At 72.0% G+C, this 12745-nt stretch carries 11 protein-coding genes; 7 read left to right on the forward strand and 4 right to left on the reverse strand.

Annotated features, from left to right (window positions below; genetic code table 11):
• The first annotated feature begins 284 nt into the window (after positions 1 to 284).
• Together lon and ACIRF9_RS29495 are read left to right on the forward strand one after the other, a co-directional pair.
• On the forward strand, positions 285 to 2699 hold the full coding sequence (lon, locus tag ACIRF9_RS29490) for an endopeptidase La (protein ID WP_403828146.1): 2415 nt from the start codon (positions 285 to 287) through the stop codon (positions 2697 to 2699).
• 240 nt (positions 2700 to 2939) lie between these two features.
• Positions 2940 to 3419 carry a MarR family winged helix-turn-helix transcriptional regulator gene (locus ACIRF9_RS29495; RefSeq protein WP_403828148.1) on the forward strand — a complete coding sequence of 160 codons (480 nt, stop codon included), beginning with the start codon at positions 2940 to 2942 and terminating at the stop codon, positions 3417 to 3419.
• Positions 3420 to 3436: 17 nt separating this feature from the next.
• Here ACIRF9_RS29495 and ACIRF9_RS29500 read toward each other — a convergent pair whose 3' ends face one another.
• Positions 3437 to 4225: a hypothetical protein gene (locus ACIRF9_RS29500; RefSeq protein ID WP_403828150.1), complete on the reverse strand. Its 789-nt coding sequence runs from the start codon at positions 4223 to 4225 to the stop codon at positions 3437 to 3439.
• Positions 4226 to 4594: 369 nt separating this feature from the next.
• On the opposite strand from ACIRF9_RS29500, the gene ACIRF9_RS29505 reads away from it, so the two are divergent.
• From ACIRF9_RS29505 to ACIRF9_RS29525, 5 genes are read left to right on the forward strand one after another with little or no spacing between them, the layout of a single operon-like run.
• Positions 4595 to 7378, forward strand: a complete 2784-nt coding sequence (locus tag ACIRF9_RS29505; RefSeq protein WP_403828152.1) for a nitrate- and nitrite sensing domain-containing protein — start codon at positions 4595 to 4597, stop codon at positions 7376 to 7378.
• The gene (locus ACIRF9_RS29510; RefSeq protein WP_403828154.1) at positions 7375 to 7878 is read left to right on the forward strand and encodes a roadblock/LC7 domain-containing protein; all 504 of its coding nucleotides are present in this window, start codon (positions 7375 to 7377) and stop codon (positions 7876 to 7878) included. The genes ACIRF9_RS29505 and ACIRF9_RS29510 overlap by 4 nt, the downstream gene beginning before the upstream one ends.
• Positions 7875 to 8297, forward strand: a complete 423-nt coding sequence (locus ACIRF9_RS29515) for a DUF742 domain-containing protein (RefSeq protein ID WP_403828156.1) — start codon at positions 7875 to 7877, stop codon at positions 8295 to 8297. The genes ACIRF9_RS29510 and ACIRF9_RS29515 overlap by 4 nt, the downstream gene beginning before the upstream one ends.
• Positions 8278 to 8943 (forward strand): GTP-binding protein, encoded by a 666-nt coding sequence (locus tag ACIRF9_RS29520; protein WP_403828158.1) that lies wholly within the window; start codon positions 8278 to 8280, stop codon positions 8941 to 8943. Before ACIRF9_RS29515 ends, ACIRF9_RS29520 begins: the two co-directional genes overlap by 20 nt.
• Before the next feature lie 24 nt (positions 8944 to 8967).
• Entirely contained in the window at positions 8968 to 10221 is a 1254-nt protein-coding gene (locus ACIRF9_RS29525; protein WP_403828159.1) for a styrene monooxygenase/indole monooxygenase family protein, read from the forward strand.
• Here the strand turns inward: ACIRF9_RS29525 and ACIRF9_RS29530 are convergent.
• From ACIRF9_RS29530 to ACIRF9_RS29540, 3 genes are all read right to left on the reverse strand, one after another.
• The gene (locus ACIRF9_RS29530) at positions 10218 to 11408 is read right to left on the reverse strand and encodes an NlpC/P60 family protein (protein ID WP_403828161.1); all 1191 of its coding nucleotides are present in this window, start codon (positions 11406 to 11408) and stop codon (positions 10218 to 10220) included. The genes ACIRF9_RS29525 and ACIRF9_RS29530 overlap by 4 nt on opposite strands.
• Before the next feature lie 114 nt (positions 11409 to 11522).
• A complete protein-coding gene (locus ACIRF9_RS29535; RefSeq protein WP_403828163.1) occupies positions 11523 to 11828 on the reverse strand; it encodes a hypothetical protein in 306 nt (101 codons plus the stop codon).
• 14 nt (positions 11829 to 11842) lie between these two features.
• Positions 11843 to 12493: a TetR/AcrR family transcriptional regulator gene (locus tag ACIRF9_RS29540; protein ID WP_403828165.1), complete on the reverse strand. Its 651-nt coding sequence runs from the start codon at positions 12491 to 12493 to the stop codon at positions 11843 to 11845.
• Between the last annotated feature and the right edge of the window lie 252 nt (positions 12494 to 12745).

The raw sequence follows: 12745 nt of genomic DNA on the forward strand, positions 1-12745 counted from the left end.
GGCCTCGCTTCGGTCGCCTGCTCGCGCGCGCCCCGTGCACCGGCGGGGGTACGGGGGTGTGGTCGGCGGGGCGGCGAAGTGGCTGTGGGGATGCCGGGCCGGGGGTGGGTGGTGACGCGGCCGTGGGGACGCTGGGCCGGGGGTGGGGTGCGCAGCCCGGCGCTTGCGGGGTGCCGCCGACCTTTCCTGATCGCCGACAGCGAACGCACCGCATCGCGGGGAACATTCGCGGGCTCATGTGCATTGAGTCGGCATAGCTCAACTTGACTGCCGAAGGGGAGATCATGGCTTCGACGTCCGCACCGCTCACCCTGCCCGTACTGCCGCTCGACGACGAGGTCGTGCTCCCCGGCATGGTGGTCCCGCTGGACCTCAACGACACCGACGTACGCGCCGCGGTGGAGGCCGCCCAGGCCGCCGCCCGCTCACAACCGGGCAAGCCGAGGGTGCTGCTGGTGCCGCGCATCGACGGGACGTACGCGAGCACCGGTGTGCTCGGCACCGTCGAGCAGGTCGGCCGGCTGGCCGACGGTGACCCGGGCGCGCTGATCCGCGGCCGCGGCCGCGTGAGGATCGGCGCCGGTACGACCGGCCCCGGCGCGGCCCTGTGGGTCGAGGGCACGCGCATCGACCAGAGCGTGTCCGAGCCGCTGCCCGGCCATGTCGCCGACCTGGTCAAGGAATACAAGGCGCTCGCCACCGCCTGGCTGCGCAAGCGAGGCGCCTGGCAGGTCGTCGACCGCGTCCAGGCCATCGACGACGTCTCCGCGCTCGCCGACAACTCCGGCTACTCGCCGTTCCTGACCACCGAACAGAAGGTGGAGCTCCTGGAGACCACCGATCCGGTGGCCCGCCTGAAGCTCGCCACCCAGCAGCTGCGCGACCACCTCGCCGAGCAGGACGTCGCCGAGACCATCGCCAAGGACGTCCAGGAGGGCGTCGACAAGCAGCAGCGCGAGTTCCTGCTGCGGCGGCAGCTGGAAGCCGTACGCAAGGAGCTGCGCGAACTCAACGGCGAGCAGGACGGCGAGGAGTCCGACGACTACCGCGCCCGCGTCGAGGCCGCCGACCTGCCCGAGAAGGTCCGTGAGGCCGCCCTCAAGGAGGTCGACAAGCTGGAGCGGTCCTCCGACCAGTCACCCGAGGGCTCCTGGATCCGCACCTGGCTGGACACCGTCCTCGAACTGCCGTGGAACGAACGGACCGAGGACCGCTACGACATCCAGGGCGCCAAGTCCGTCCTCGACGCCGAGCACGCGGGCCTGGAGGACGTGAAGGAGCGCATCACCGAGTACCTGGCCGTGCGCAAGCGCCGCAGCGAGCGCGGCCTCGGTGTCGTCGGCGGCAGGCGCGGCGGTGCCGTCCTGGCCCTCGTCGGCCCGCCCGGCGTCGGCAAGACCAGCCTCGGCGAGTCCGTCGCGCACGCCATGGGCCGAAAGTTCGTCCGCGTCGCCCTCGGCGGCGTGCGCGACGAGGCCGAGATCCGCGGCCACCGCCGTACGTACGTCGGCGCGCTGCCCGGCCGGATCGTGCGGGCGATCAAGGAGGCCGGGTCGATGAACCCGGTGGTGCTCCTCGACGAGATCGACAAGGTGGGGTCCGACTTCCGGGGCGACCCGGCGGCCGCCCTGCTGGAGGTCCTGGACCCGGCGCAGAACCACACCTTCCGGGACCACTACCTGGAGGTGGAGCTGGACCTGTCCGACGTGGTGTTCCTGGCCACCGCCAACGTCCTGGAGGCCATCCCGGAGGCCCTGCTCGACCGTATGGAGCTGGTCCGCCTCGACGGCTACACCGAGGACGAGAAGGTCGTCATCGCCCGTGACCACCTGCTCCCGCGCCAGCTGGAGCGGGCGGGACTGAACAGGGACGAGGTCGTCCTGGACGAGAGCGCCCTGCGCAAGCTCGCCGGCGAGTACACCCGCGAGGCGGGCGTGCGCACCCTGGAGCGGTCGATCGCGCGGCTGCTGCGCAAGGTCGCCGCCCAGCACGAACTGGGCGAGCGGGAGCTGCCGTTCACCGTCACGGACGCCGATCTGCGCGCGCTGATCGGCCGGCCGCACCACGTGCCCGAGTCCGCCCAGGACCCGGCCGAGCGCCGTACGGCGGTGCCGGGCGTGGCGACGGGTCTCGCGGTCACCGGCGCCGGCGGAGACGTGCTCTTTGTCGAGGCGTCCCTGGCCGACCCGGAGACGGGCGCGGCCGGTCTGACCCTGACCGGTCAGCTCGGGGACGTGATGAAGGAGTCGGCGCAGATCGCGCTGAGCTTCCTGCGGTCGCACGGCGCGGAGCTGGAGCTGCCCGTCGGCGATCTGAAGGACCGGGGCGTGCACATCCACTTCCCGGCGGGCGCGGTCCCCAAGGACGGCCCGAGCGCCGGCATCACGATGACCACGGCCCTCGCCTCCCTGCTCAGCGGGCGACTCGTCCGCACGGACGTGGCGATGACCGGTGAGGTCTCCCTGACCGGCCGGGTCCTGCCGATCGGCGGCGTCAAGCAGAAGCTGCTCGCCGCCCACCGCGCGGGAGTGACGACCGTCGTCATCCCCAAGCGCAACGAACCCGACCTGGACGACGTCCCGGCGGAGGTGCTGGACAAGCTCGACGTCCACGCCGTCACCGATGTCCGCCAGGTCCTGGAGCTGGCGCTCGCGCCCGCCACGAACGGCGCGAAGCCGCAGGTTCCGGCCGCGGCGTGACGGACGCGGCCGGATGAGGGCAGGGCCCGGGTTCCTCCTGAGGGAGGCCCGGGCCCTCGCCCGTTCCCCGGGCGCCCGCCCCCACCCGTCCCCGGGGCGTCCCCCGGACGGCCCATGGAAGGCTACGCACGTAGACAGGCAGGTGGGAGTGCCCCTGGGAACCGCCGCCGGTCCATGCCTGCGAAATACTTGAAGAGCCGCGGCCATGACGGGAACCGGCGGAAACAGGAGTGTGCTGACGTGCGCGAGGAAGCGAACGGCGACGCGTCGCCGCGCGGGGTGGAACAGGGCGACCGGGAGTTCCTCTCCCTGGAGCGGGAGCTCACGGTGCTGTTCCGCCGTGCCCGCGCCAACCAGGGCGAGATGGCCCGCGAGGTCCACCCGGACCTGGAGTCGGCCGCGTACGGCCTCCTTGTCCGGCTGGAGGAGTGCGGCCGGCAGCGCGCCACCGAGCTGGCCGCCTACATCGGCGTCGGCAAGGCCACCATGTCCCGTCAGCTGCGTGCCCTGGAGCAGCTCGGCCTGATCGCCCGCGAGCCCGACCCGGCGGACGGCCGCGCCTGGCTGGTCGACCTGACCGAGGAGGGCCGCAGCCGGGTGAGCAGGGTCCGCGAGGCCCGCCGCGAGCGGTACGTCACCCACTTCTCCGACTGGGACCGCCGCGAGGTCGCGGAACTGGCCCGACTGCTCCACCAGCTGAACCGGGGCATGGAGAAGTAGCCGCACGCCGGCCCCGCTCACAGCTCGACGTACACCGCCGTCGCGTCGTCGTGGGTCTTCGCCCGGCCCAGGAACGCCCGCCCGGTGCTGTCCGCCCGCTCCAGCTCCCGCACGCGGTCCACCAGGGCCCGCGTCCCCTCGGCGCGGACCAGGGCGAACAGGTCCGTCCAGTCGCCCGCGAGGAAGGTCTCCGCCCAGCGGGCCGCTCCGTCCGACAGCGCGGCCAGGGCGCTCACCCGCCCGCGCGGCACGCTTCCGGTCACGGCCCGCGCGGCCACCGACGGATCCGCGGCGGCGGTGAAGAAGCCGCCCTCCCGGTTGCGCAGCGTGCCGTCGACGAACTCCGCGCTCCTGAGCAGCTCGCGCGGCAGCCGGGCCAGCCGGTCGTCGAGAACCGGCGTCACCGTGCCGTCGGGGGCGGCCAGCAGCAGCACCGCGTCGGACAGGACCAGATACTCCACCGACTCCGGCGACCAGCGCGCGACGGCCACCGTCGCCTGCGGGGTGCGCGGGTGAGAAAGGTCACAGGTTTCGGCATGGGCCCCGGCGGTACGCGCAATCGCGAGGGAGAGGGCCTCGGCCGGCGGAACATCCGGGAGTGAAACGGTCAGTTCGGTCAGGGCCCCGCCCAGTCGTGCCGTGAACCAGGGGACCGAATGCAGACAGCCCGCGCCGCCCGGCGGCGGAGTCACTCCGTCGAGGACGACGACCGAACCGCCCTGTCCGCAGGCGGAAAGTCCGACGCTCGCGAAGTCCTCGTTGGGGCGGGCCGGATCGCCGGGTTCCGACACAAGTTCCGTACGCATTCGGCCAGTCTGCACGACCCCTTCACAGCCTCCCCAAAAGGCTTGCATCACTCGCCGAACGGGCGTAGCCCCGCAGGTCAGACGCCTGTTTTGGGGGGTAATGCAGGGGTCGGGGAAGGTGTGGCGGCGAATCCTGTCAAAGCATGCCGCCCACGTCCAACCGGCCTGCCGCGCAAGGGCCGTGCACACGCCAGTGGAACTTGCCCGCCAACTCCCCTCCGATGTTCACTCCTTCGGGTGGCGGGGCAGGCGATGCGGGGCCCTCGCCCACCGGCACTGGGAGGGTCGGGGACCGAACCGGGCGTACGCACCAGTTGACGGTGCGTCACATCCGGCCCATGGGTACACGAGTCAGGAATGCGAGCACCGGTGCAGAAGACGCGGCCTCGGCGCACAGGCAGTAAGACGGCCTCCGAGGGGGGCGCGGAGCGCACCCCTGTCGGCAAGGGCCGTCCGACCCACGTACGCAACCGGCTGATCGTCGCCGTGGCCGTGGTGGCCGCCGCCATCGCCGGAGCCGGCGCCCCCGCCGTCCTCACCGCCTCCGGGCAGCTGAAGGACGCCCAGGACCTGGTCACCCTGGCCGAGCAGACCCAGGACGCCCTCGTCCTCGCCCAGTCCGTGGCGGACGAGCGCGACGAGGTCACCGCGTACATCGCGGCCGGCCGCCCCAAGTCCGAGGCGCCCTCCACCGACGGCAGCGCCCGGGTGGACCGCCAGGCCCGCGAGCTGGAGGCGACGGAGATCTCCGCCTCGCTGCGCGCGGCCCTCGAATCCCTCGTGTCCGTCCGCCAGTCCGCGCTCACCGGCAAGAGCACGGCCCTGGAGGCGCACGAGGCGTACGCCAAGGTCATCACCGCGCTGCACGTCCTCGCCGACCGGCTCGCGGAGGACATGCCGCCCCGCGCGGGCTCCGGCGCGTACGCCCTCGCCGAACTGGACGCCGCCGTCCAGCAGGCCTCCGCCGCCCGCGGACTGCTCCGCGCCGCGCTGAACGTGCCCACCAGCACGAAGTCCGTCTACGACCCCATCACCGGTCTGACGACCACCGAGAAGGTCTCCTCCAAGGCCGACACCGAGGCGCGCGACGCGCTCAGCGCGGCCGCCCAGCAGGCCCGGGTGCGCTCCGAGGCGGCCCTCGCCGACTTCCGCGAGGGCGCCCCGCAGGACGCCGTGGACTCCTACGACTCCACGGTCACCGGCGGCGAGGTCGACACCGCCGAGAAGTACCTCACCGACCTCACCGACCAGCCCACACTGAGCGACGACGAGCTGGACACCAGCACCAAGAAGCTGGACGCCGCGCTCTCCGCCCGCGTCGACCTGATGCGCGGCGTGGAGTCCTCGCTCTACGACCACCGCACCAAGGACCTCGCGCGGCTCCGCGACGACGACGTCACCGCGCTGGAGATCCGCGTCGCCCTGGTCGGCGCCCTGATGCTGCTGGCGGTCGTCGTCAGCACCGGCATGGCCCGCAGCCTCACCTTCCCGCTGTCCGTGCTGCGCCGCGGCTCGGCCCGGCTCGCCGAGACCGAGAACCCCGCCGCCGAGGAGCCGGTGCGGTTCACCGGCCGCAACGACGAGTTCGCCCAGGTCGTCCGCTCCGTCAACGCCCTGCACGAGCACGCCGTCGCGCTGCACGAGCGCGTCACCACCCTGGAGTCCGACCGCAAGCACCTCGTCGGGCAGCGCCAGAAGATGGCCGACGCCCGCGAGGAACTGCGCGCCGAACTCACCGACTCCGCGGCCCAGCTGGAGCGGCTGCGCGGCGCCATCTCCGGCACCTTCGTCAACCTCGCTCTGCGCACCCTCGGTCTCGTCGAGCGTCAACTCGCCGTCATCGAGAGCCTGGAGGAGCGCGAGCAGGACCCCGACCGGCTGTCGACGCTCTTCAAGCTCGACCACTTCGCCACCGTCATGCGCCGCCACAGCGAGAACCTCCTCGTCCTGGCCGGCACCGAGCACGTCCAGCAGCACGCGGGCCCGATCCCGCTGGTGGACGTCGTCCGGGCGGCGGTCAGCGAGATCGAGCGCTACGAGCGGGTCCGCATCGCCTCCCTGCCGCCGCACGCGCACGTGGCCGGCTTCGCCGCCGACGACCTGAGCCACCTCCTCGCCGAACTCATGGAGAACGCCACCTCGTTCTCCCCGCCGGATCTCCCCGTCGAGATCTCCGGCTGGCTCCTGGAGAACGGCGAGGTCATGCTCTCCGTCCAGGACGAGGGCATCGGCCTCGACGCGGAGCGGCTCGTCCGCCTCAACTCCCGCCTCGCCGACTTCGATCCGGAGACCCCGTACGACCAGGAGGGCGACGAGGGCCTCGGCCTCGGCCTGTACGTGGTGGCCCGGCTCGCCCACCGGCACGGGGTGCGGGTGCAGTTGCGCGAGCAGAAGCAGGGCGGGACGGCGGCCGTGGTGGTCCTGCCGACCGCGCTGCTGGCCACCGCCCCGGCCGCCGCGGTCCCTTCGGCCACGACGGCGTCGTCCGCCACCCAGATCTTCTCCCTGCCGGGCGCGGACGCGGAGGCCAACTCCAACGTCCTGCCGGGACGTTCGAAGCCCACCGACGACCCGCTGGTCGCCCTGGCCGAGAACGCCGTACGCAAGGCGGAGCACACGCCGGGGGACAAGGCGGAGGACAAGGCGGAGGAGCCTTCGGCCGGGAGCCCGGCCATCGAGGCCCAGGCTCCCGAGAGCCAGGCTCCCGAGCTCCCCGCCGAGACGACCATGGAACTCCTGCTGCCCAGCCCGCCAGGGAAGACGGACGGCGAGCAGGACCCCACGCCCGAACCCGACGGCGCCGACGACAGCGACACGCAGCACAGCCGCGTACCGGACGCCCCGGAAGAACTCGTCGCCGACGAGGAACTCGTCACCGACAAGGGCCTGCCCAAGCGCACCCCCAAGATCACCACCCCCGTACAACCCCCGCGCCAGCGGACCGGCTCGGTCGATGCCGAGGCCCTCCGCCGCCGCCTGGGCGGCTTCCGCCGGGGGGCGGAGGCCGGCTACCGCGACGTGGAAGCGGAGATCGCCGAGAAGACGGGCCAGAACAAGGCCCCCTCACCTCGAGCAGAGCGAAAAGCACCTCAAGAAGCACACGCACATGCCGAAGAAGACACGGGGGGCACAGTCGAGGAGGCAAGCAGTTGACCGCGCCCAGTACCTTCGGACTGAGCAGTGAAGCCCGTAACCTGCACTGGCTGTTGACCAACCTCGTGGAGGAAGTGCCCGGCATCCGGTCCGTGGCGGTCGTCTCCTCCGACGGCCTGCTCCTGCTGTCCTCGGACCCGGGCCGCAACAACGAGGCCCGGCAGTCGCGAGGCGACAAACCCACCGGCCCGCGCGGCTCCTCCGCCGATCTCGCCACGATCGTCTCCGGCATCGGCAGCCTCACCATCGGCGCCGCCAAGCTGATGCAGTTCGGCGGGGTCAAACACACCATGATCGCGATGGCGGAGGGCAGCCTCTTCGTGATGTCGATCAGCGACGGCTCCCTGCTCGGCGTCCACGGCTCCGCCGACTGCGACATGAGCGTGGTGGCGTACCACATGGCCCTCTTCGTGGGCCGCGCCGGCCATGTCCTGACCCCCGAACTCCGCAGCGAGCTACGGAAATCCCTGGAGTCGGAGTCGGCGGGGAGCGCCCGATGAGCACGGGGCACGAGAACGCGAAGCAGCAGCTCCCCGTCCGCGGCGGCGACCGCAAGCCCGCCCGCGTCCGTCCCTACTCGCTCACCGGCGGCCGTACCCGCTTCGGCCACGTCCTCCTGGTGGAGACCTTCGTGGCGGCTCTCGACGCGCCCGAGGACCGCAAGGAACTGACGAATGGGTCCCTCAAGTCCACGGTCATGCCGGAGCTTCGGGCCATCGTCGAACTGTGCCGCCGTATGCGCACGGTGGCCGAGATCGCCGCGCTGCTGAGGATGCCGCTCGGCGTGGTCCGGGTGCTGCTCAGCGACCTCGCGGACCAGGGAAAGATCCGTGTGTACGGCACCGGTACCGCTCACGGTACGGGCCGTCCCGACCGCGCTCTGCTGGAAAGGGTGCTGAGTGGACTCCGTCGTCTCTGACGCCGCCTCCTCCTTTGGCGTCACCCCGGTCACCCCGCCGGTCACCGGTCTCGTCGAACCCGACGAGCCCCTGCAGCCCTGGCAGACGGACCGCACCCGAGCCCCCATAGCCACCAAGATCGTGGTGGCGGGCGGCTTCGGCGTCGGCAAGACCACCCTCGTCGGCACCGTGTCGGAGATCGAGCCCCTCCAGACGGAGGCGCTGATGACCGAGGCGAGCGCGGAGACCGACGATCTCACCGGCACGCCCGAGAAGACCACCACCACGGTGGCCATGGACTACGGCCGCATCACGCTCGACGACGACCTGGTGCTCTACCTGTTCGGCACACCGGGCCAGCAGCGGTTCTGGTTCATGTGGGACGACCTGGTGCGCGGCGCGATCGGCGCGGTCGTCCTCGCCGACACCCGTCGGCTGAAGGACTCCTTCCCCGCGCTGGACTACTTCGAGAGCTGCGGGCTGCCGTACGTCGTCGCGGTCAACCACTTCGACGGCAGCGAGCTGTTCGAGCCGGAGGACGTGCGGGAGGCGCTGACGATCCCCGCGCACGTACCTGTCATGATCATGGATGCGCGGCGCCGGATCTCGGTGATCGAGACCCTCCTGGCCCTGGTGGGCCACGCGCTCGACGAAACCCCCGAGTAGCACCGACCAAGGAGTCGTCCCCGCATGCGGAAGATACTCGTCGTCGGAGCCGGCCAGTCCGGTCTCCAGCTCGCCCTCGGCCTCCAGTCGCACGGGTACGAGGTCACCCTGATGTCGAACCGGACGGCGGACGAGATCCGCTCCGGCCGGGTCATGTCGACGCAGTGCATGTTCCACACGGCCCTGGAGCACGAGCGCGATTTCCAGCTGAACTTCTGGGAGTCCCAGGCCCCGAAGATCGCCGGACTCGGCGTCTCGGTCGCGGCCCCCGGCTCGCACGACCCGGGCCCGACGCAGCGCGCGATCGACTGGGTGGGCCGGCTCGACGGGTTCGCGCAGTCCGTCGACCAGCGCGTGAAGATGGCCGGCTGGATGGAGATCTTCGCCCAGCGCGGCGGCCAGCTCGTCATCCACGGCGCGGCCGTCTCCGACCTCGACTACTTCTCCCGGGCCTACGACCTCGTCCTGGTCTCGGCGGGCAAGGGCGAGCTGGTGTCGATGTTCGCGCGGGATCCGGAGAGGTCTCCGTACGCCGAGCCGCAGCGGGCGCTGGCCGTCTCCTACGTCCACGGCATGGGCCCGCGCCCCGAGCACCCGGACATGGAAGCGGTCCGCTGCAACCTCGTCCCCGGCGTCGGCGAACTGTTCGTCATGCCGACGTTCACCACCTCCGGCCGCGCCGACATCCTCTTCTGGGAGGGCATACCCGGCGGCCCGCTCGACGTCTTCAACGGCGTCAAGGACCCGGCGGAGCACCTCTCCCTGACCCTGGAACTCATGGAGAAGTTCACCCCGTGGGAGTACGCGCGGGCCACGAAGGTCGAACTGACCGACGCCGGCGGGACGCTGGCCGGACGGTATGCGCCGACGGTGCGGAACCCGGTCGGCCGTCTGCCCGGTGGGGGACTGGTGCTCGGCGTCGCCGACGTCGTCGTCGCGAACGACCCGATCACCGGGCAGGGCTCGAACTCCGCGTCGAAGTGCGCGGCCGCCTATCTCGCCTCGATCCTCGAGCACGGTGAGAAGGAGTTCGACGAGGAGTGGATGCAGGCCACGTTCGACCGGTACTGGGACACCGCTCAGCACGTCACCAAGTGGACGAACGCGATGCTGGCGCCGCCGCCGGAGCACATCGTGAACCTGCTGGGGGCGGCGGGGCAGCTGCCGCCTGTGGCTGATCGTTTCGCCAATGCGTTCAACGACCCGGCGGATTTTGAGAACTTCTTCTATGAGCCGGAGAAGACCGCGGCTTATCTGGCGGAGGTTACGGGGGGCTAGAGGTTCGTGGGCGGCCGCGGGTTGTCTGTGGCTGGTCGAGTAGTTCCAAGCGCTCCTTGGGGTGGGTCGTCCGGGCGTACGGCTCCCAGGATCGGGTTCGACGCGATGGGGGAGATCTTCACCTGCTCCCCTGTCCGGGGCGCTTGGACCACCATGCCGTCGCCCATGTACAGCGCCACGTGCGTGGCCTCCGGGAAGTAGAGGACCAGGTCGCCGGGGCGCAGCTCCTTGAGGGGGATTCTCGGGAGGCGCGCCCACTGTTCCTGGCTGGTGCGCGGGATCCGTGTGCCGGCGCTGCCCCAGGCCTCGGACGTCAGGCCCGAGCAGTCGTACGACTTCGGGCCCTCGGCGCCCCATTCGTACGGCTTGCCGAGCTGGCGCACGGCGTACCGTACGGCCTTCTCGCCCTCCTCCGACGGCTTGTGGTCGTCGTCGAGCGCACCGGACGCCATCAGTTTGTCCTGTGCCTGTGCGACGTCCTTCTTCTCGAGTTCGGCGATCGCGGCCAGCTGGGCCGCCGTGAGGGAGGCGAGGAGTTTCTCGACATCGGCGAGGCGGCGGGCGACGGCGTCGCGTTCCTTCTTCCTGCGCTCGGTGAGGGTGAGCTGGGCGTCCAGAGCGGCGCGGGCTCTGCGGGCCAGGTCCCCGGCCCTGCGTTCGCTGCCTTCGAGACGTCCCACCGTGTCGGCCCGCTCGCGCGCCAACTGGCCGATCACATGGCCCTGGTCGAGCGCGTGCTGCGGATCGCGGGCGAGCAGCAGCCGTACGTACGGGGAGATGTCGGTGGTGTTCTGGTACTGCTGGCGGGCCAGCCGGCCGGCCGCGCCCCGGCTCTCGTGCAGGGTGAGGCGGGCCTTGGCCAGGTCGGCGTCCAGGCGGTCGGTCTCGGCGCGCCGCCGCTTGAGCGCTTCCTCGGTGGCGTTGTAGGCCTCGGTGGCCTTCTCGGCCTCCCGGTACAGCCGCTGAAGGTCCGTCAGCAGACCGGCCACGGTCCGTCCGCCGGGCGGCGCCGGGCTCGTGGGGCTCGGGGAGCTCGTCGGCGCCGGGCTCTCCGGTGCGGGGACCGCCCGTGCACCGGGATCCGGCGGCTCCGGTACGGCGACGGCGACGCCGGCGGCCAGCACGGCCTGCGCGGCCAGGGCCGCCATGGAGACCGCACAGGCCAGACGCAGCAGCCTTCCTGACACGTCATCACCTCCGCTGCGGGGGAGGCGCCCCGGGTGGTCCTCCGTCCCGCAGGGTGAGCATGAGACGTATGCGCGGGGAGCGCGCGGCGGGCTGCTCGGTTCGGCGCAACCGGGTCACCCTTCGGTGTCGTCCCCCTTCGCGCCCGGCGTGGGGGCTTCCGGTTTCGACCAGGGCCACTTCAGCCGGCCGCTCGCCGCGCCCTTCGGGTCGTACTGGTACTTCCACCCCTGCTGGAGGCCGAGCCGCCTGCTGTGGCCGAGAGGCACCCGCCGGTAGACGAGGACGGTCGGCGGGCCGCCCGCCGCGTCGGGGACCGGGATGCGGTACGTCTTCGGCGGGTGTCCGGTCATGCCCAGCAGGACGGGCAGGACCCGGCCGTCCATCGGGCCGCCCTCGAAGGAGGTGTCTTGACTCTTCACGCCACCAGTGTCGATCAGGTCTCCGCGGCCAGCGCACCCCGGACCAGCTCGGCGGTCTGCGGGTCGCGTCCCGCGGTCACCGTGAGGACCGCGACGAACTGCTCCACCAGCCAGTCCCGCAGCTCCTCGGCGGGCGGCTGCTTGCCCTCGTCCAGCCAGATGAGGGAGGCCGCCTCGACCGCGGTGATCCACATCCGGACGGTCATCCGGAGCCGGGGGCCGGGGTCGGTGACCCCCAGGTGGCTGTAGATGTGCACGGCCGCGGACCGTCGTACGCCGTCCACGATCGCCGTCGTACGGGAGGTTTCCACCACGCTGCCGCCCTGGAGCAGGGCGCTGAAGCCGGCGTCGTGACGGCCGACGAAGCCGAGGTAGCGGTCCAGGGCGCGGGCGAGGCGGGGGAGGAGGGGGCCGTCGTGGGGTTCGTCGAAGCAGTACTGGAGCTCCTCGGCCGCGGAGCGCAGCGCGGCCTCGTACAGCTGCTGCTTGCCGCCCGGGAAGTACCGGTAGACCAGGGGTCGGGACACCCCGGCGGCCTCCGCCACGTCGTCCAGGGAGACGTCCTCGGGAAGCCGGTGCGCGAAGAGGGTGAGCGCCGCGTCGAGGAGCTGGCTGCGCCGCTCCTCGACACTCAGACGGCGGTAGGCGGGGGCGGCGGGGGTCATGTGTGCAGCGTAGTCCGGCCGCCGCCGGGTGCGAGTCCGTCGTGGCTGGTCGCGCAGTTTCCCGCGCCTCTTGGGTTGGGCGGCTTGCGGCGTTGCCAAGCCACCCTGGCCGCGGGCGCCGCCGAGCCGCCGGCGGTCCGGTCGTCGCCGGGTGCGGGTCCGTCGTGGCTGGTCGCGCAGTTTCCCGCGCCTCTTGGGTTGGGCGGCTTGCGGCGTTGCCAAGCCACCCTGGCCGCGGGCGCCGCCGAGCCG

The organism is Streptomyces sp. NPDC096132, assembly GCF_044763345.1.
Lineage (GTDB): Bacteria > Actinomycetota > Actinomycetes > Streptomycetales > Streptomycetaceae > Streptomyces.

Excerpts from the sequence above, each read along its gene's own strand:
- ACIRF9_RS29515 (WP_403828156.1), top strand. The coding sequence starts at position 7,875 with ATGAGCACGGGGCACGAGAACGCGAAGCAGCAGCTCCCCGTCCGCGGC.
- lon (WP_403828146.1), top strand. The coding sequence starts at position 285 with ATGGCTTCGACGTCCGCACCGCTCACCCTGCCCGTACTGCCGCTCGAC.
- ACIRF9_RS29540 (WP_403828165.1), bottom strand. The coding sequence starts at position 12,493 with ATGACCCCCGCCGCCCCCGCCTACCGCCGTCTGAGTGTCGAGGAGCGG.
- ACIRF9_RS29525 (WP_403828159.1), top strand. The coding sequence starts at position 8,968 with ATGCGGAAGATACTCGTCGTCGGAGCCGGCCAGTCCGGTCTCCAGCTC.
- ACIRF9_RS29500 (WP_403828150.1), bottom strand. The coding sequence starts at position 4,225 with ATGCGTACGGAACTTGTGTCGGAACCCGGCGATCCGGCCCGCCCCAAC.